Annotated in this window: 17 protein-coding genes and 1 pseudogene; 14 read left to right on the top strand and 4 right to left on the bottom strand. The window is 45.0% G+C overall.

What is annotated here, in order from left to right:
• Positions 1-211: 211 nt before the first annotated feature.
• Positions 212-1,546 carry a sphingomyelin phosphodiesterase gene (locus A142_RS23745; protein ID WP_019825995.1) on the top strand — a complete coding sequence of 445 codons (1,335 nt, stop codon included), beginning with the start codon at positions 212-214 and terminating at the stop codon, positions 1,544-1,546.
• A 39-nt stretch (positions 1,547-1,585) separates the two neighbouring features.
• Positions 1,586-2,536 carry a hypothetical protein gene (locus A142_RS23750; RefSeq protein WP_029405696.1) on the top strand — a complete coding sequence of 317 codons (951 nt, stop codon included), beginning with the start codon at positions 1,586-1,588 and terminating at the stop codon, positions 2,534-2,536.
• 4 nt (positions 2,537-2,540) lie between these two features.
• On the opposite strand, the gene A142_RS23755 is transcribed toward A142_RS23750, so the two are convergent.
• On the bottom strand, positions 2,541-3,575 hold the full coding sequence (locus A142_RS23755) for an AraC family transcriptional regulator (protein ID WP_019825997.1): 1,035 nt from the start codon (positions 3,573-3,575) through the stop codon (positions 2,541-2,543).
• A gap of 170 nt (positions 3,576-3,745) precedes the next feature.
• On the opposite strand from A142_RS23755, the gene A142_RS23760 reads away from it, so the two are divergent.
• The 7 genes from A142_RS23760 to purT all read left to right on the top strand — a co-directional run bounded on the left by A142_RS23760 (position 3,746) and on the right by purT (position 10,983).
• A complete protein-coding gene (locus A142_RS23760; RefSeq protein WP_019825998.1) occupies positions 3,746-4,759 on the top strand; it encodes a DUF2804 domain-containing protein in 1,014 nt (337 codons plus the stop codon).
• An 87-nt stretch (positions 4,760-4,846) separates the two neighbouring features.
• Complete coding sequence (locus A142_RS23765; protein ID WP_019825999.1) at positions 4,847-5,695, top strand: sterol desaturase family protein; 849 nt, start codon at positions 4,847-4,849, stop codon at positions 5,693-5,695.
• 198 nt (positions 5,696-5,893) lie between these two features.
• Positions 5,894-7,318, top strand: a complete 1,425-nt coding sequence (gene sbcB / locus A142_RS23770; RefSeq protein ID WP_019826000.1) for an exodeoxyribonuclease I — start codon at positions 5,894-5,896, stop codon at positions 7,316-7,318.
• A gap of 25 nt (positions 7,319-7,343) precedes the next feature.
• Positions 7,344-7,715 (top strand): CidA/LrgA family protein, encoded by a 372-nt coding sequence (locus A142_RS23775; protein ID WP_019826001.1) that lies wholly within the window; start codon positions 7,344-7,346, stop codon positions 7,713-7,715.
• Positions 7,716-7,717: 2 nt separating this feature from the next.
• The gene (locus A142_RS23780) at positions 7,718-8,395 is read left to right on the top strand and encodes an LrgB family protein (RefSeq protein WP_004734865.1); all 678 of its coding nucleotides are present in this window, start codon (positions 7,718-7,720) and stop codon (positions 8,393-8,395) included.
• A gap of 357 nt (positions 8,396-8,752) precedes the next feature.
• On the top strand, positions 8,753-9,640 hold the full coding sequence (gene cdd / locus A142_RS23785) for a cytidine deaminase (protein ID WP_019826002.1): 888 nt from the start codon (positions 8,753-8,755) through the stop codon (positions 9,638-9,640).
• 167 nt (positions 9,641-9,807) lie between these two features.
• Positions 9,808-10,983: a formate-dependent phosphoribosylglycinamide formyltransferase gene (gene purT / locus A142_RS23790; RefSeq protein WP_019826003.1), complete on the top strand. Its 1,176-nt coding sequence runs from the start codon at positions 9,808-9,810 to the stop codon at positions 10,981-10,983.
• A gap of 114 nt (positions 10,984-11,097) precedes the next feature.
• On the opposite strand, the gene A142_RS23795 is transcribed toward purT, so the two are convergent.
• Entirely contained in the window at positions 11,098-11,751 is a 654-nt protein-coding gene (locus tag A142_RS23795; protein WP_019826004.1) for a thiopurine S-methyltransferase, read from the bottom strand.
• 324 nt (positions 11,752-12,075) lie between these two features.
• Here A142_RS23795 and A142_RS23800 point away from each other — a divergent pair, with 324 nt between their 5' ends.
• Positions 12,076-12,852 carry a RelA/SpoT domain-containing protein gene (locus tag A142_RS23800; RefSeq protein WP_017059130.1) on the top strand — a complete coding sequence of 259 codons (777 nt, stop codon included), beginning with the start codon at positions 12,076-12,078 and terminating at the stop codon, positions 12,850-12,852.
• Between the two features lie 194 nt (positions 12,853-13,046).
• Positions 13,047-14,042, top strand: coding sequence for an ABC transporter substrate-binding protein (locus tag A142_RS23805; protein ID WP_019826005.1), 996 nt, complete (start codon positions 13,047-13,049; stop codon positions 14,040-14,042).
• 172 nt (positions 14,043-14,214) lie between these two features.
• Here A142_RS23805 and ihfA read toward each other — a convergent pair whose 3' ends face one another.
• Positions 14,215-14,511: an integration host factor subunit alpha gene (ihfA, locus tag A142_RS23810; RefSeq protein ID WP_004734853.1), complete on the bottom strand. Its 297-nt coding sequence runs from the start codon at positions 14,509-14,511 to the stop codon at positions 14,215-14,217.
• A 446-nt stretch (positions 14,512-14,957) separates the two neighbouring features.
• Between ihfA and A142_RS25525 the strand changes: the two are divergent.
• A pseudogene (locus tag A142_RS25525) lies at positions 14,958-15,098 on the top strand (GTP-binding protein); the annotation flags it as partial.
• Positions 15,099-15,368: 270 nt separating this feature from the next.
• On the opposite strand, the gene A142_RS23815 reads toward A142_RS25525, so the two are convergent.
• A complete protein-coding gene (locus tag A142_RS23815) occupies positions 15,369-16,265 on the bottom strand; it encodes an EamA family transporter (RefSeq protein WP_019826007.1) in 897 nt (298 codons plus the stop codon).
• Positions 16,266-16,368: 103 nt separating this feature from the next.
• Here A142_RS23815 and A142_RS23820 point away from each other — a divergent pair, with 103 nt between their 5' ends.
• Complete coding sequence (locus A142_RS23820) at positions 16,369-17,751, top strand: PLP-dependent aminotransferase family protein (RefSeq protein ID WP_019826009.1); 1,383 nt, start codon at positions 16,369-16,371, stop codon at positions 17,749-17,751.
• A 316-nt stretch (positions 17,752-18,067) separates the two neighbouring features.
• Positions 18,068-19,249: an alpha-hydroxyketone-type quorum-sensing autoinducer synthase gene (gene cqsA / locus A142_RS23825; protein WP_019826010.1), complete on the top strand. Its 1,182-nt coding sequence runs from the start codon at positions 18,068-18,070 to the stop codon at positions 19,247-19,249.
• Positions 19,250-19,271 lie beyond the last annotated feature (22 nt).

Consider the following 19,271-nt stretch of genomic DNA (forward strand, 5'->3'; position numbering starts at 1 on the left):
ACCGACTCGAAACCATTATCTGACTCTATTATTCGCGCGCGTACCATTTATCATTACAACAAGACAATATGTTAATTTTCAATGGTTAATCAATTTTATAAAACCTTGGCATATATCTCATATTTGAATAAATGCCATAGAGTTATAACTCCAATGTCATAACTCTTGACTACGTTATTCTAGACATCAATCAATAAGGATAACGTAAACGATGAAAACTCAATGGACTTGGTTAGCTGCACTTGTGGCATCCACATCAATCGCTTCGACCTCTGCCATAGCAGACACTGACGTGTATCTCACCAATAACACCAATCAAGTAATGACCATTCAAGCCAACCACAGCGGTACCGACCTGCTTCAACTCGGTGATGAGTGGCAACAGCATGTTGAACAGATTGGTCCTTGGGAGACGAAGAAGCTGATCAGTTTTAACCGCTGGACTGGTGTGAAATCTGGGAAGACCTATGAGTTTGACACTGTGGTATCGAACGCTGTGGGTGAGAGTGTCACGCTCAACCAAACCATGAAGGGACATTGGTATAACTCGACACTGCAACATGGTTTGAGTGCCGCAGACGTCAACCTAACGTTGCATGACGACCGTAATATTCATCGCAGCACCACCGATGCGTTCGGGGTCAATGCAGAGCTAGCACTTAAAGCCGATTCTACGGCGCGTTATGATGATATTTATTACACCATCACCCCGTCAAAAGTGGATGAACAACCAGAGCCGGATGCCAATACACTGAAAGTCATGACTTACAACATCTGGGCGCTGCCTGCTATCGCGTCGCATATTGGTGACCGCTACGATCTTCTCCCTCAATATGTAAAAGGCTACGACGTGTTGGCGCTTCAAGAAGTGTTTGCTAACGGCAGAGATGAATTCTTGCGTGAACTTGCGAAAGAGTATCCTTATCAAACTAAAATGCTCGATAAAGATGGGATTAACATATACGACGGTGGTGTGATCATTGTCAGCCGCTACCCTATCGTTAACGAAGCTCAGTATGTTTTCCCTGATTGTACGGGCACTGATTGCTTTGCAGATAAAGGCGTTAACTACGCGGAAGTGATCAAGAATGGTCAGGCTTACCATGTTTTCGGTACCCACACGGCATCATTCGATACGGACACCGCTCGTGATTACCGACAACGTCAATTCAAGCAGATGCGTGCACTAGCTCAGTCTCTGAATATCCCGGCATCAGAAACTGTGGTTTACAGCGGTGATTTCAACGTGAACAAGCTCAAGTTCCCAGGCGACTACCAACAGATGTTTGCTAACCTGCAGGCTGATGAACCAACATACTCAGGTTACACCGCTTCTACCTTTGACCCACGCATCAACAACTTTGCGGGTGAGCCTATGTCGGGTGGCGAGAACGTTGAGTATCTCGATTATGTGGTAGTGAGCTCAGAGTATGCAGCTAAAGCGCATAACGACAATCGCGTGGATGTCCCAAGATCAACAAGCAGTGAGTTATGGAAACACTACAACCTTTCAGACCACTTCCCTGTTAGCGCCGTGATCAAGTAACTCGGTGAACCAATAATGCATCGAGTTATATTAATCCTAATGCTCGTCTTAACGGCGAGCATTATTGGCTATTCGTGGTCATCAAAAACGAACGAAACAGCGCTATCTTCTGCTCAACACACAGAACCTAAGCCGCGTGTTTCTACGACAACCGATGACGATAATTTCACACCAACTGCAACCACCAGTTCGGGAAATTCAGCATCGCACAGCAATCAAGCCCAAGCTAGAGCACTGGACGGGAAAATTCTTGCTGAAAACTTGAGCGAACTTGAAGGTAAAGCTTTATTCGATGAACTCGATGGATTCTGGGCGCTTTGCCAACAACGCGATGACTGCACTGAGCAACTAGCACGATTGAAATCAGAGTTGCCGAGCATATGGTTTGAGTTACTGAGCGACTATCCGCAGCTATCAGCCGACTGGCAATTAGCCCAAAGTACCATCCCACTTGAATCCATAGAGACTCTTGAAGATCGTGTTGCCCTATTCAAACAATCTGCACAGCAAGTATGGGTAGAGTTGACCCACCAGCTATTCGCCGATCAGTTTGCGCATCTGGATTTTACGCTTGACGCCAACACCCTTGAAGAGAATGAAGCGAGCCAGTTTTTGGCCAACTATCAAGATTTGCTTAGTGAATGGCAAAACAATACGGGCACGTTGAACGCCGAAACACAGCTTCAAAAATATGAACTGGCAGTATCTTTGATACCCAGCAGCTATAGCCCTGCTGAAGTAGCATCAGTCAAAGCCGACCTCCAAGATGCCTACTTAGATGAAGCGCAGGCCAGCAACATTGCCTCGCGAGAACAACAAGTCGCACAACAGCAACAAACCGTGATGAGTTATCACGAGCAACTGGATCAGCTCAAAGCGACCTTAGACTCTCAGCGTTCCTCAAGTTATGCCACTTGGACTCAACAAGATTGGGACAGTTACTATCAGCAGCAAGTATCCGATTTCAGGGAGCAATTTTTTAGCCAGTAACGTTTTAACTTAAACCGTCACGAAACTGCGCAGGTGTTTTATTGAGCCAACCTTTAAACGCCCTTCTGAAGTTTGCGGGGTCGCTATAACCGAGCCTTTCACCGATGTCATCGATACTCATGGTTGTGCCGAGTAACAGCTCTTTGGCCAGTTCCACTCGAACTTCGGTCAGCAACACTTGATAACTGGAATCATGAGTGATCAGCTCTCGCCTGAGTGTACGAGAGCTACAACCAAACTCATCCGCGAGTTGTTCTATAGTCGGGAAACTGCCTGCGGTTTGATAAAAGATCGTTTTGATTTGGTTAGTCAGCAGATGCTCAGAGTCCAACGTTTCGACTATCGACTGACAAGACGCAAGATAGCGCTTCAGTGTCGCGGCATCATGAGTCAATAAGGTTTGCGACACAACCGATACATCAAAACGCAGTTCACAATGGTTTTGTTCAAAAATCACAGGACACTGGAAACGGTCGTCATAGAGCTTGGCGTAATTGGGGCGAGCATAAGGCAAAGCCAAAGTGTGAATATCCAACTCATGGCCAGTCAGTTCTTTGAACAAAGAGACGATTGAACTCAAGAAATACTCACTACAGAAAGGGAGCAGCTCGCCCACTTCCAAGGTGTTCTCAATCTGAATCACTGCTTGCTCGGAATCTAGGAACAATTTAACCGAGAAGATAGGACCATTCAGGCGCAAATACTTGAAGCCCGACTTAATGGCCTCCCCGACATTTTGACTGGTCGATAGCGCATAACCCAACACACCAAATTGGCTCAAACTAGCGTATTTTCCCAGCCAAAGTCCTAAGCCATCGTGAGGGAAGCTCTGATTCGCCGCACTAAACAACGCAAGCTTATCAGCGTAAGTCAACTTTCCATTCGGATCTCGCCAATCCATGTTCGGCAAACCCACATCATTGAGTAGCCTTTCAATATCAACGCCTCGTTGCTCTAGCGTATTCAACAGCAGCGCGATATCTAAAGTGCCCAACTGATGCCGATGTTCGGTCGGCTTATACTCCGCGATAATCTCCAATCGTCTCTCCTTATATCGAGCCCATTCCCATCAACATGACTACTCACCTTCAACAGCACATGCTGACAAAATCGTGATTGGTAACGCGCTCTTGTCCGAATATGACCTCCCAATTCTACGCGACTCATCGCACAATGGCTTTAGTTGTTAAAATAATGTGAACCATCGCAATGATAAAAACAAACCCAGCCCCACACAGTTTGATTGATTCTAATGGTCAGCCGATCATTGGGCATTTCGATGGCATCCCCAAGCACCTGAACATCCAGAACTTTGACTACCGAAACTCGATGGATTCAAAAGCGAACCCTTGGCAGAAGCTCTTCCACTATAAGCAATTCCAGTTTGTCAGCATCGTCTCCGACACGCACATTATCGGCGTAGCTATCGCGGATATTCGCTATTTGGGCTCGGCATTTTGTTATCTGTACGATATTGAAAACAACCATCTAGAAGAGTCATCTTGGTTGAGGCCATTAGGGTTTGATAAACAAGTTACCGCTTCGCCATTTGACGGCACGACAAACATTGCAGGCCAAAGCATCACCTTTAATATTGAAGGCGGGCAATGGCAAGTTCGCTTGAATACCAAACTCATCAAGGCCGATATCGCTTTAGAGCCTAAAGCCGACAGCTTGCCCTTGGCGATGTGCAGCCCAACGGGTTATTCAGGTTGGACTTACACCCAAAAGCACAATGCTTTGCGCATCAGCGGTGAAATCCAAATCAAGGGAGAATCACTCGTTCTCGAACAAGCTCGTGCTGGTTATGACTTTTCAGCGGGCTACATGAGACGTGAAACCAGTTGGCGCTGGGCAAGCATCAATACGCAATCCAATGGCACAGGTATTGGCCTAAACCTCGCGGCGGGCGTTAATGAAACCGGAGGCTGCGAAAACGTGTTATGGGTAAATGGAACCAGACACTTGCTTAACCCGGTACAGTTTACGTTCAGTCGCCAAAACACGAACTTGCCTTGGCAGATAACATCACAAGATGGACGTATAAACCTGACCTTCACGCCCTTAAATAACCGCAGCGAAAAGCTCAATTTATGGCTGTTAAAGAGTAACTTTCGTCAGTTCATTGGTCACTTTTCTGGCTCGATTGAAGACAACAATGGAGTGATACATCAACTCGATGGTGTTCTTGGCCTAACAGAAGATCACTTTGCTCGCTGGTAGCGAAACTCTGCTGACTGAATTTCAGGCGCTCAAGTCTAAGTAAACTTGATACTAAGAACGCGTATGGTGTCTCAACAAGGATAAAACATGAATATCGACGCATTAATCAATCACCCAGAATGGCTACTGCTAGTATTAGCGCCCTTATTCATGGTGTGCATGTTGGCTGAGTATTTTATCGGTCAGAAACAAGGTCGACTGCCAGATAATTCTAGCTATAAGCTTTCAGAAGTAATGTGTAACTTCACGCTTGCAGGAATGCATCAACTCTCCGATTTACTCACCGGGTTATTGGTCGTTCAGCTGTATATCTGGATGTTTGGTTGGCGTTTAATGGACATTGAAATGGGCGTGCTGAGTTTTGTTGTATTGATGGTGTTACAAGACTTTTTCTATTATTGGTTCCATAGAGCAAGCCATCGTATTCGCTGGATGTGGGCGGCACACGTAGCACACCACAGTTCAGAAAGCATGAACTTCAGTACGGCTTTCCGTCAAAGCTTAATGTATCCACTTGCGGGTATGTGGTTGTTTTGGGTACCGTTAGTCATCATAGGTTTTGACCCTAAATGGGTGATCTTTGTGGTGCTTCTGAATCTAGGTTTGCAGTTCTTCGTCCATACACAATGGATACGAAGCTTGGGGCCACTTGAATACATCTTTAACACCCCTTCGCATCATCGAGTACATCACGGTCAAAACCCGCAATACATCGATAAGAACTACGCCGGTGTTTTGATCATTTGGGATAAGTTGTTTGGTACGTTCGAGCCTGAAGTTGAAACCGTGCGTTACGGCGTCACTAAACCAGTAAACAGTTTTAACCCGATAGTCGTCACCTTTCAAGAATGGAAGGCTATATTCAAAGATTTAAAGAACCGAGAACTAACCATAAAACAAAAAGTACAGCTGATACTTTCACCTCCATCTGATTAGGTGAGAGATTATGATTACTAAGAAATAGCCACGATTAGATTCAAAAGCATACCCATTGACTCGATTGAATAGTAAAGCACCGTTTTCCGACAATTTATTTGTGATCTGGGTTGCGCGCGTACCGCATACTATCAGATACTGAACAAAACTAACCTTCAGCCACAGTAAACGTTCCGCGCTTGCTGTTCAGGAAATTCAATGAGTTCAGATAATCAGTCGACCTACTTCTTTTTCGATTACGAAACGTGGGGCGTTAGCCCAGCAAAAGACCGTCCGAGTCAATTTGCGGGTGTTCGTACCGACCAAGATTTCAATGTTATTGGAGAGCCTCTCGTTATCTATTGCCAACCTCCTGCTGATTACCTCCCTGCGCCTGAAGCTGCACTGATCACCCGTATCACACCACAAAAAGCGGCTTCACAAGGTCTTCCTGAGCCGGAGTTTATTGCTAAGATCCATGCTGAGTTAGCCAAACCAAACACCACAAGCCTTGGCTACAACAGTATTCGATTCGATGACGAAGTAACGCGTTACACCTGTTACCGAAACTTCATCGACCCATATGCGTGGAGTTGGCAGAACGGTAACTCACGTTGGGATCTATTAGATGTAATGCGCGCTGTTCACGCCCTGCGTCCTGAAGGCATTGTTTGGCCAGAGAACGAAGAAGGTTATCCAAGCTTCAAACTGGAACACCTATCTGTGGCAAACGGCATTGAACACGAAAACGCGCACGATGCGATGGCCGATGTTATTGCGACCATCGAGTTAGCGAAGAAGCTGAAAGCTGCACAACCTAAGATGTTCGATTACCTCTACAACATGCGTCATAAGCGTAAGCTGAATGACCTGGTTGATATTGTAAACATGACACCATTGATGCACGTTTCGGGCATGTTTGGCCGTGACTGCAACTACACAAGCTGGATTGTGCCTATGGCTTGGCACCCAACCAATCAAAATGCCGTTATCGCGGTTGATTTAGCCAAAGATCCAAGCCCACTGTTAGAACTGGATGCTGATGAACTCAGAGAAAGGCTCTACACCAAACGCAGTGATCTGGGTGAAGACGAGCTGCCCGTACCAATCAAATTGGTTCAACTGAACAAGTGCCCTATTCTTGCTCCAGCCAAAACGCTGACGGCTGAAAATGCCGAAACCATCGGTATCGATCGCCAACAATGCTTGAAGAACTTGGCACTGCTGCGCGAACATCCAGAGATCCGCGAAAAACTGATCGGCCTGTACTCACAAGAACGCGAGTACGAAAAGAGTGATGATGTTGATACACACCTTTACGACGGTTTCTTTTCACCTGCTGATAAAACAGCGATGAACATCATTCGTGAAACTGACCCGAACAACTTGGCAGCTTTGGATATCACCTTCAGTGACGAACGAATTAAACCGTTACTGTTCCGTTACCGTGCACGTAACTTCCCATGGACGCTCGACGAAGCTGAGCAATTGAAATGGGCGAACCATTGTCGTGAGTTTTATGAGTGCCGTTTAGAAGAGTACATGCTCAACCTTGAAAACCTCGCACACGAGCATGAAAGCGACGAGAAGAAAATGGCTATCTTGAAGGCGGTTTATCAGTACGTAGAAAAGTTAGCTAGCTAATTCCATTATCAAGAGACGTAACACTTTGAAAGAAAGATTGCTCCAACTGGTTTACTGCTTAATCTCCTTCACCTTAATCATAGGTGCACTTACAGCAGGTAACGCGTTACAACACTTTTTGGATACCTCAATCCCAGGCAGTATTTTTGGCATGTTGATTCTGTTTGCCGCCATGGTGATTGGTATTGTTCCTTCGCACTGGGTACAACCCGGTGCAAGCTTGATTATCCGCCTAATGATCTTACTGTTTGTTCCGATCAGTGTTGGGTTGATGGATCACTTCGACATGCTCATCGCGAACGCATTGCCAATTATGGCGAGCGCCGTTGGTGGCACGTTGCTGGTGTTGGTGTCCTTATCATGGTTTTTAGACCGCTTGCTTTCGAGAGGTAACTGATCATGTGGATTCTACTCACCATCGTGGTATTCCTGTTTGCTCGCTGGGTAAGTCAAAAAGTAAACTCACCGCTGTGTAATCCCCTGCTGATCAGCATTGGTATCATCATTCCGATACTCACGTTCTTCAAAGTACCGTTTGAGACTTACTATGCAGACAACACCTGGATTACCTACATGCTGCAACCTGCGGTTGTTGCCCTTGCTTATCCGCTTTACGAACAGCTACCTCAAATCAGAGCCAACTGGCGCATCATCACCTTTGCTTGCACGCTAGGTAGTGTGATGTCGATGACAACGACAGCATTAATCGCAGTGGCTTTTAAAGCGGACTTAACTTTGATTGCGAGTTTATTAGGTAAGTCAGTCACCACGCCAATTGCTATGGAAGTGTCGAGCCATTTAGGTGGTGAAGCAGCAATTGCGGCAATACTAGTATTGATTGTCGGTCTGTTTGGGGCAATTTTTGCTTACCCAATCTACAATCTCATTGGTATTAAGAGCCCTATCGCGCGTGGTTTAACCATGGGTACCGTGTCTCACGCTTTAGGTACTGCGACCTGTGCTGAAAAGAATCAGGAAGATGCTGCATTCAGTTCGTTGGCATTGGTTCTTTGTGGGGTTATCACCTCAATCATTGCACCGAGTATATTTTCGCTCGTGGTTTGGTTCTATTCTTAACCACTTTGATTACAGTTTATACGCGATCTAATCGATGAGTTGGTAAATAGCTAAACTCACTGGTTCGCGACTTTTAAGCGTTACAGATATCAATAAGCCCAAGCATAACCTGATTATTTCAGTGATAGCTTGGGCTTTTTTCTCTCATTTATTCATCAATACGTGACAAACCAAACTCAATTTCAAGCAATAAGTGCGATATCAATGGTAGTTTTTGCTCTTGCAATCGATTTCATCTGTGACCTCACTCTAATTATGCAAGACAATGTAACAACAACAACTCATTAGTGATCAAAGTCACAGAAAATTCCTGAGCATTGCATAGAATTAAAGCCTAAGGTCAATTAAGGATTCAACATGAACAGTCGTATTACCCTGGCGCTGGAAAGTGCTCCAACAGCAATCAAAGCACTTTTGAGTGACATCGTATTAGCAGACAACTTTGACGCGACATTGTCTCCAGAACAATTTGCTAGCCTACTACAAGTAAGTGGTTTAGCGGATGACGAGCTACGTATTGCGCTACTTCCTTTTGCCGCAGCGTATTCTTACGCTCCGTTATCTGACTTTTATGTTGGTGCAATCGTGCGTGGTTTGTCTGGTACTCTGTATTTTGGTGCAAACCTTGAAATCGCTGGTGCTCAACTTGGCCAAACAGTACACGCAGAGCAATCTGCAATCAGCCATGCTTGGATGAAAGGCGAACAAGGTATCTCAGATATCACGATCAACTTCAGCCCTTGTGGTCACTGTCGTCAATTCATGAACGAACTGACAACAGCAAAAGAACTTAAAGTTCAGCTGCCACAACGTGATGAAATGTCTCTGCAAGAGTACCTACCAGACTCATTCGGCCCTGCTGATTTAGGTGTGACAACTGGCCTAATGACAAAGCTTGATCATAAGTACACGACCGAAGAAACAACGCCTATTGTTGTCGAAGCGCTAGCAGCACTAAACCGCAGCCATGCTCCTTACACCAAAAACCTAAGTGGTGTTTCGCTACAACTGACGTCAGGTGAAATTTTTACGGGTGCTTACGCTGAAAACGCAGCGTTCAACCCGAGCCTACCACCTCTGCAAGTCGCGTTAATTCAACTTAAACTGGCTGGCTTCGATTTCGAACAAATTGAAAGTGCTGCTTTGGTTGAAATCGCGGAAGGTAGCATCAGTCACCTAGCGGATACGCAATCTACATTAGAAGCGATTAATCCCGACATTCCAGTGACTTACTTAGCAATCTAAGTACATATAATTAACAAAAATTTAAATAAGCAGCCCTAATTAACAGGGCTGCTTTTTTTATGCCTGTAATTAACGCAACAACGTGCGCAAACGTTTGCTTTTGTCATTGAAATAAGTATGATCACCCCGTTTTCAATCAATCGTTCAAAAGATCGGAAGGAATTTCTATGTTTGGTACTGCTACTCGTGAAAATGCTACTCGTGTACTTCTATTAGGTTCAGGTGAACTCGGCAAAGAAGTTGCTATCGAGTGCCAACGTTTAGGTTTGGAAGTTATTGCTTGTGACCGTTATGCAGACGCACCAGCGATGCAAGTTGCGCATCGTAGCCATGTATTAGACATGTTAGACGGCGATGCACTTCAAGCGATCATTGAACTAGAAAAGCCAGATTATGTGGTTCCTGAAATTGAAGCTATTGCCACCAGCAAACTGGTAGAACTAGAAGCGCAAGGCTTAAATGTCGTTCCAACTGCGAATGCGACCAAGCTAACGATGAACCGCGAAGGTATCCGTCGCCTAGCTGCAGAAGAGCTAAAACTGAGCACTTCTCCTTACCGCTTTGCAGATACCTTTGAAGATTTCTCAGCAGCCGTTGAATTTGTTGGTATGCCTTGCGTTATTAAGCCAGTAATGAGCTCTTCAGGTAAAGGCCAAAGCGTCATCAAAACAGAAGAAGACATTCAGAAGTCTTGGGACTACGCACAAGAAGGCGGTCGTACTGGCGCGGGTCGTGTAATCGTTGAAGGCTTCATCGACTTTGATTACGAAATTACGTTACTTACCGTTCGCGCTGTTGATGGTGTGCATTTCTGTGCGCCTATCGGTCACCGCCAAGAAGACGGTGATTACCGCGAGTCATGGCAGCCACAAGTGATGTCAGACAACGCACTTAAAGCCGCGCAATACACGGCAGAGCAAGTGGTTAACGCTCTAGGTGGTCACGGTATCTTTGGCGTCGAACTGTTTGTTAAAGGCGATCACGTTATCTTTAACGAAGTATCCCCTCGCCCACACGATACTGGCTTAGTGACATTGATGTCTCAAGACTCATCTGAATTCGCACTGCACGTACGCGCCTTTACCGGTATGCCGATCAAATCCATCACGCAATACGGCCCGTGTGCTTCAGCGGTTATCCTTGGCCAAGGCACTTCAACCAACATTCGTTTTGAAGGTCTTACAGAGGCGCTAGACGCACCACAAACACAAGTTCGCCTGTTTGGTAAGCCTGATATCGATGGCCGCCGTCGTCTAGGTGTGGCGCTTACTCGTCGCAGCAGCACTGAGACAGCGATTGAAGATGCAATTGAGAGCGCGTCAAAAGTAAAAGTGATTTACTAACCTGCTATTCAATTCTGAACAATCACGAGTTCAAATCCGAACCATAAAAAAGACGGGCTATCGAGCCCGTCTTTTTGTTGGTGTTATCTGTTGGCTTAACTAAGCAGACTGAACTTAAGCGTCTGACTCAATCAAATACACTTCTTCACAGAAGCGAGACAAACCTTTCTTCGCAATCTTGGGATGTTCATCGTCCGCTATATCTTGATTCAACAATGTGATTTTGTATCCAGCGAACAACTGAGTGATCTCTAGTTTAGGCACGCTAAACGGAGGGCCCACCATCTCGCTTTGGTCATAATCTAGAGTCACCAGAAGGATCTTACCACCCGGTTTCAGCAGTTGTTTTAAACGCTCTACATACTGCACTCGCATCTCTTCAGGCAATGCGACTAAAGACGCGCGATCATAAATGGTATCGACAGGCTGGATTGGCGCTGTAAAGTAATCGCCCGTGTAGATGTTCAGTTCATCGAATTGGTAGAGCTCGTGCTGACCGCTAATTTGAGTCACAGTCGGGGTGTAAAGGTGCTCTGCAAAAAATGCGCGAACCGCAATCTGGCTTAACTCGACACCTTGAACATCCTCATGCTTTGAAGCTAGCCAAATCAGATCTTCACTTTTGCCACAAAGTGGAACAAACACACTCTTCTCGTAGCTAGGCTCAGTCTTTTCCCAAAATTTAATCAGAAGTGGGTTTACATCTTCGAGGTGGAAACCAATTTGGTTGGCTGCCCATTTATTGTGCCAAAATTCAGGATTATTCATCTTTCGTTCATGTTAAACAGTCATAATGCAAGGGTACAGTATAGAGAAGTAAGAGCAACCTTAGCTTGGTTTAAAGTACCAAATTGGTTTCGATAAAATCAGAAACTGGCTAAGTTCAAAGTTCTGATAATTGCGGAACTAACGCTTGGATTATTTGTCTATATCTTCACATTTTAAAGCAATATTAAACGTTAGAGTTGGTTTCTGTCTTAGCTAGCCCCATTTAATATGTAGTGAGTTTAGTTAAGCTGTTTTTACTCTTGTGCGTTACTGGTTACCCCTTTTGACTACCCGTTTTTTGTAACCTTGTATTTTGGAGTTTGAATGAGTGTATTTCTCCGTACGACGGCCCTAATGCTTCTAGTATTGAGCCGAGCGCCTGCATTCGCAGCAGCACCTGTTTCAACAAGTTCAACTGATCAAACGCGCACTCCTGCGCAAAACCAAGTTTCATCAAATGTATTCCGCCATAGCCTAAGCGGCTTGTATGGCATTAAAGCATTCGACTCACGTCCGACTCAACCTTATACCGACTTCGATATTCTGTACAGCAAAGCGCATCAAGGCCAAGCTGAACTAGAAACTATCTGTAAAAGCACAGCCCTACTCACCAATTCTGAAGCGCTCTTTGCTGGCGTTAAATCTCAAGCTCGTGCAGAAGAAAAAATCGCTCTTGAGCTTGATGGTGACGTAACAAAAATTACCGACTTAGCCCGTGCAACTATCATCGCGAACGATGTAGAGAGCTTGGTTGAAGTTTACGAAGCGCTAAGCCGCGAAGCAGACGTTGTTAAGCTGAAGAACAAGTTTAAATCACCAGCTGACTCTGGCTACCGTGACCTTAACTTATTGGTTCGCTTACCTAAAACCAACATCATTGCAGAGGTTCAACTTCACTTAAAAGCGATTGCTGATGTGAAAAGTGGCCCTGAGCACGAGCTGTACGAAATTATCCAAGGTATTGAGCGTCACGCAATTGCAGAACATCGCCCCATCAACGATATCGAAGCGGCACAAATTAATAGCCTAAGACGCCAATCTTTAGAGCTTTACCAACAAGCATGGCAACCGTACATTACAACGCACATTAAAGCGGCTTAACTGACTAAGCTATCATAAACAAGAACGACAAAGGGCTGCATAATCGCAGCCCTTTTTAGTATTTGTTGAGTAGCCTCTACACTTCCTATCCCAAATAATCAGATCGTTTAAATTTAGATCTCAGTCTCTTTTCTCCGTCGAACATTTCTGTTTCTATGGCGAATAAGCTTCTGACAAGAAAAGGAATTACGTCAATGCAGAATAACAAATCCATGCTTTCAATCGCGCTACTTGCTGCGTTTTCTGCACACGCTAGTGCTGACGAATGCGGAAAGATGACCATTGCAGACATGAACTGGAACTCGGCGAGCCTTATTGCTCGTGTCGACCAATTCATTTTGAATAACGGCTATGGCTGTGAAGCGGATTTGATCCCCGGTGATAGCGTCCCTACAGGCACGTCAATGATTGAAAAAGGTCAACCTGATGTTGCGCCAGAGCTTTGGACTAATGGCATCAAAGAAGCGTTGGATAAGGGCGTTACGGATATGCGTCTACGTTACGCAGGCAAGTCTTTGGTCAACGGCGGTGAAGAAGGTTTCTGGGTACCAAACTACCTTGTTGAACAGTACCCAGAGCTTACAACCATTGAAGGTGTCATCAAACACGCTGAGTTATTCGAACACCCAGAAGACGATGAAAAGTTCGCATTCTATAGCTGCCCGGCAGGATGGACATGTCAGATAACTTCCGAACACTTGTTTAATGCGATGGGTTTAGATAAACATGGATTTGAAATGGTGGATCCGGGTTCAGGTGCTGCACTGGCAGGAACCATTGCCAAAGCTTATGAACGTGGGAAACCATGGTTTGGTTACTATTGGTCACCAACACCTGTGTTGGGTAAATACGATATGGTGAAGGTTGATTTCGGAAGTGGTACCGACATTCAAGAGTTCCGTAACTGTACGACACAACCCGATTGTGAATCTCCTAAAGTGACCATGTATCCACCAGCACCGGTTCACACAATCACCACAGAAGCCTTTGCTAATAACGAACCTCTTGCCTACCAATACTTTGAAAAGCGTGGTTTTACCAATAAACAAATGAGTGAGTTGCTGGCCTGGATGGAAGACAACCAAGCCGACGCCGAAGAAGCCATGTATTACTTTCTAGAAAGCTCACCACAGGTATGGAAGCCTTGGGTGTCTGAAGACATCGCAAGTAAGGTTCAACAAGCCCTTTAGAGTGAAGATTCAAAGTCAGAGGCCTAGCCTCTGTTTTCGCATCTAAAGCAAGTTCTTACAGGACAGTAAATAGATGGAGTTTGAGAAAGGTTACTAAAAGTTAAAGAAATGCGTTTAGCTTAAACTCTATGCAGATACAAAAAGACCACGCTAGGCGTGGTCTATTGCTTGGCTACTTCTCGATTTTAATATTTTCGACACGGGCCTTTAGTTTTTGTCCCGGTCTAAAAGTAACAACACGTCGAGCAGAAATTGGAATGTCTTCACCAGTTTTCGGGTTACGACCAGGTCGCTCGTTTTTCTCGCGAAGATCAAAATTACCAAAACCAGACAGTTTTACCTGTTCGCCATTTTCGAGCGCCTTACGAACTTCTTCGAAAAACACTTCCACCGTTTCCTTGGCATCCCGCTTGCTGTATCCGAGTGTCTCAAACAGGTTCTCAGCCAAATCGGCCTTCGTGAGTGCCATAAAACTTTCCTCAAAGCTATGTTAAACATTGCTACCATCGCCAGTAGCGCCAAAGCATTTACCCTATTCAATCAATGAGATAAGGTCATTTACAAGGAAAGTGTATGCCAAGCTTCTGATTTTCGCCAACTTTTTTATCTTAACTATTTAATTATTCTTTCAAATCAGAAAGATAACTCGCTTCAAATTTCACATATATAGCTAAAAACCATCTACTCAACAGTAACTAAATGGAGTTATATTCCACACAAGCAACCCTTAATAGAATTTAAAACTTTAGCGAACTAAATAATAATTTTTGAGACTTTTCTCCGATACCCAATAAAATCAGCCACTTGATTTGATATGAGACTCAAAAGAGGTTACTAAATAAGCGTTATTAAATATAAGATTTGTATCATTTCAGAATTTAATTCGAATTCACTTATAAAAGCCTATGTTCTTTTGGGGTTTTCGATTACAACTTAACAGAGGATGGCTTGACGGAATCAGAACTCGATGAGTGTATCGAAACCAGAATAGAAATGATCGGTCTAGAAATAGACGATTATCTTGAGAGCCAGTTACTTGCGTGTATGGTTAGTTGATTGCTTAGGGCGGGTTGACCTTTCGTGGTTAAATTTTGTTCGGATGGGGACGCCTAGTCAAAAGCGTTTTAATCGCAGCGAGGGGAGATTTGCCTAATCACTCTAAGTAAATCTCCCCCAACAAAGAGTAAAACGCTTTTTGCGGGGGCGCCCAGCTCGAACCCTTCGGGCAGCGTTTGCTGGTCACTTCTTCGACATAGAATAAGACCTCACAAGTGCGAGGTCTTATTTGTCATTCAAAGCTACTCATGCAATATCAGCTTTCTTCAATCATTTTTGTTCAGCAAGTGTTTGTGTCGCTTTGGTATCCGTTACATTCGCAGGTTTCACAATCAAACCAATCCCGACAAGAAACAGTATTGATGCAACAACCTGAGCCACAGACAGCACCTCATCATACATAAAGTAACCGCTAATCAATGCGAAGATAGGCACTAACAAGGTTAACGGCGCGGTCGTGCTTAAAGGGTATTGGATTAGCAGCTTATTCCATACCCAATAACCAAATAGCGTGGTTGGGTAAGCCTGAAACAGCACCGCAATCGTCGTGTTCCAATCCCATTGTTCGATGCCCTGCCAGATAATTTGGTCACCATGTAACATCACAACAAACAACACCAACGGCACTGGCGCAAACAGCATTCCCCACACATTGAATGCAAAAGCCTGTTTAGTTTTAGACGCCTTAACAATCACGCCCATCAAGGTCCAACTGCACGCCGCAATCATAATCAAGATCACGCCATTAACGGTGACATTGCCCGTTGCTGCAGATACCAATACCGCCAACGCACACATGGCTAGCATCGCACCCAATAATTTACGAACGGAAGCACTCTCCTTGAACACCCACACGCCAACCGCCATGCCGATTAATACGTTGGTTGAAAGCAAGACCGATGAAAGCCCAGACGATAAACCAGATGTGATCGACCATGAAGCCATACCCCAGATACCCACACCGAACACAAAGCCATAACTGACTAAGTAGCGCCAAGCGACATTAGGTCTCGCTACAAAACATATCACCGGAATCACCGCTAGCGAGAAACGCGCGGCGGTTGCTAACAACGGATGAACATTAGTCACACCCATTTTGATCATCGAGAAGTTGAATCCCCAAATCGCCATGACGAATACCGCTAACAACAAATCATTTCTTTTCATACTGACCCCTCCTTTGTTTCGAATGAGTATCCCTTGAACAATAAAACCAGTACAGATACAATTTTTACAATTAAAACCAGTACAGTTAATAACGGTCGTGACAATGAGTATCTACAGAAAGCTAGCCAATCAGTTTATCGATGAGATAGAAACAGGCAAAAGACCGGAAGGCGGACGCATGCCTTCGCTACGTCAATTGGCCAAGCAACAAGCCATCAGCATGTCGACCGTGGTGAGCTGTTACCAAGAACTGGAATCACAAGGCTGGATACATTCTCGACCGCAAGCAGGGTATTTTGTCTCGCCTCACAAGCCGTCTCACTCAACGCCTGAGTGGGCACAGTTTGAAAGTAAGATATCGAGTGTTAAGCAAACCTCTTCGACCCACAACTCAATCAACGGGCCGTTAGGGGTTTCGAGTACCACCAATGATGAGCAGTCGATCGTAGAATTGGAACGAAGTTTTCGTCGCACTATCAAACGGATGGGAAGTAGGCTCAACCATTACCCAGATACACAAGGTGAGCCGATCTTGCGACAGGCATTATCCACTCACTTTGCCAAGCTCGATGTGCACTTTTCACCTGAAGAGATGGTGATCACCACTGGATGTATGTCGGCGATTAAAGCTGCACTTGAATCGTGTACCAAAGAAGGCGACACCATTGCGATTAGCTCGCCTTGTTTCAACGGTATTCTGGAATTGCTCGGACAAATGTCGCGACAAATCATCGAGATCCCGTCTCTAGATGATGGTGTCGACTTGCAACAACTGGAAGCGCATTTGAAGAATAAACGAGTGGATGCCGCGATCTTTTGTACCTCTCATATGAACCCTCAAGGGATCAACATGTCGGCTAGTCAAAAGCAAAAGCTTGCTGAATTAGCGAATCACTATCGAGTGCCGATCATTGAAGATGATGTGTATCTGGAACTGTCCTACTCCTCACACACGCCGCTGCCAGCAAAATACTCCGACAAAGGCGGCTATGTATTATGGTGTGGATCGGTATCGAAAAGCCTCTCACCGAGCTACCGATTAGGATGGTGCTTACCGGGTAGGTACATAGACGAGTACAAGGCTCAGTTTTCTGCTGCGAGTTATGGCGTTGCCCTGCCCACTCAGCTTGCGGTTGCTGACTTTATCGAATCAGGCCAATACGCTAAACACATTCGAAGAAGGTGTGCTCAAATCCTTTCATTACGCCAGCAATATCTAAGCTATTTGGCTCAGCATCTTCCTCAAGATGTGAAGATAAGTAACCCACAAGGTGGCATGGTGCTTTGGTTACAAATACCCAACTTGAACCAATCAACCTTTGCTCAGGCAGTTGCCGACCAGAACATTGATATCAGACTTGGACACCTGTTCAGCACTCTCGACCTTTACAGCAATTGCTTACGCATCAATATTGGTTACTCGTTAGAGGGGAAAGCCAAGCAGCAATTAGACGACTTAATAGAACTGATTCACATTCATAGGTAATACGTGCTAATTCATAGGTAATACGTGCTAGTTAATAAACAAAGCTAGCACACCGTAGCTTTTCATAATCGACCTTTTCATAGCCATTCGAGCACCGAATTTTAATAGCCTTTTATCATAAAAAAGAAGGCTATTATTCCCATCTAAACTAGGTTAAAGCCCCGAACCGTAAGGAAATTCACTCGCCTCAAAACCCTTAAATACTGAGTTTGCAAGCACGCACAAAATTATGCAACTTGGCCAATGACACCTCACTTTTAATCGTCAATATACAACCGTCAGCGCTGGCGTTATCCTGTATTTGAAGAGAACTATTATGAGTGATAAAACCAAAAAAAAACCATTACCTTCCTTTATTGAAGAACGCTTGAACTTCTATATTCAAGACCTGATTACCCAGAACCAAAGTCAGAAACACTTGGTGTTGGGTAAACGTCCACCGTGCAACGCCGTTGTCATGCAGAGCAATGATTACCTAGCCCTGTCGCACAACAAGCAGATCCAACAAGCTCACCAAGCGGCGATCAGTGAAAACGATGACAACGTGGTGATGTCGGCCATTTTCCTACAAGATGAAGAGTCTAAACCAGCGTTTGAAACCGAACTCGCAAGCTATGTGGGTATGGAAAGTTGTTTGCTTTCTCAATCTGGCTGGGCGGCCAACATTGGGTTACTTCAAACTATCTGTCCGCCAGCTACGCCTGTGTATATCGACTTTTTTGCACACATGTCGCTGTGGGAAGGTATTCGCGCGGCTGGTGCAATAGCCCATCCATTTATGCATAACAATATGAATCACCTGCGCAAACAGCTAGAGCGCCACGGCTCAGGCGTTATTGTGGTCGATTCGATTTACAGCACAATCGGCACCATCGCCCCACTACGCGACATCTACGAAATGGCGCAAGAGTTTGATTGTGCCGTTGTCGTTGATGAATCGCATTCACTGGGTACGCATGGAGAAAATGGTGCTGGCTTAGTTCACGCATTGGGCCTCACTAACCAAGTCGACTTTATTACCGTTAGCTTGGCTAAAACCTTTGCCTATCGTGCAGGTGCTATCCTTGGGCCAAAGCAGCTTTCAGAAACCTTACCTTTTGTCGCGTATCCAGCTATTTTCAGCTCGACCGTGTTACCACAAGAGGTGGTTCGTTTAGAGAAAACATTAGAGGTAATAAAAGGTTCAGAAGACAAACGAGAAGCCTTATTCAAAAGCGCTAAATCGCTTACTACTGGCCTCAAACGGATTGGCTTTAACATCCGCAGCGAGTCTCAAATAGTGGCACTAGAGTGTGGTAGTGAAACAAACACCGAGCGAGTGCGCGACTTCCTAGAACAACGTGATGTGTTCGGTGCAGTATTCTGCCGCCCTGCGACTGGCAAGAACAAAAACATCATCCGTTTTTCAGTGAATGCCGACATGACACCAAGAGACATTGACCATGTGCTCACGGTTTGTCACGAAGCGTACCATCACCCCGAATTAGAGTTCGTGTAACCTTGTTCAAACCATATTTATA

It is taken from the genome of Vibrio splendidus 12E03 (assembly GCF_000272105.2).
In the GTDB taxonomy this organism is placed as follows: domain Bacteria; phylum Pseudomonadota; class Gammaproteobacteria; order Enterobacterales; family Vibrionaceae; genus Vibrio; species Vibrio splendidus_I.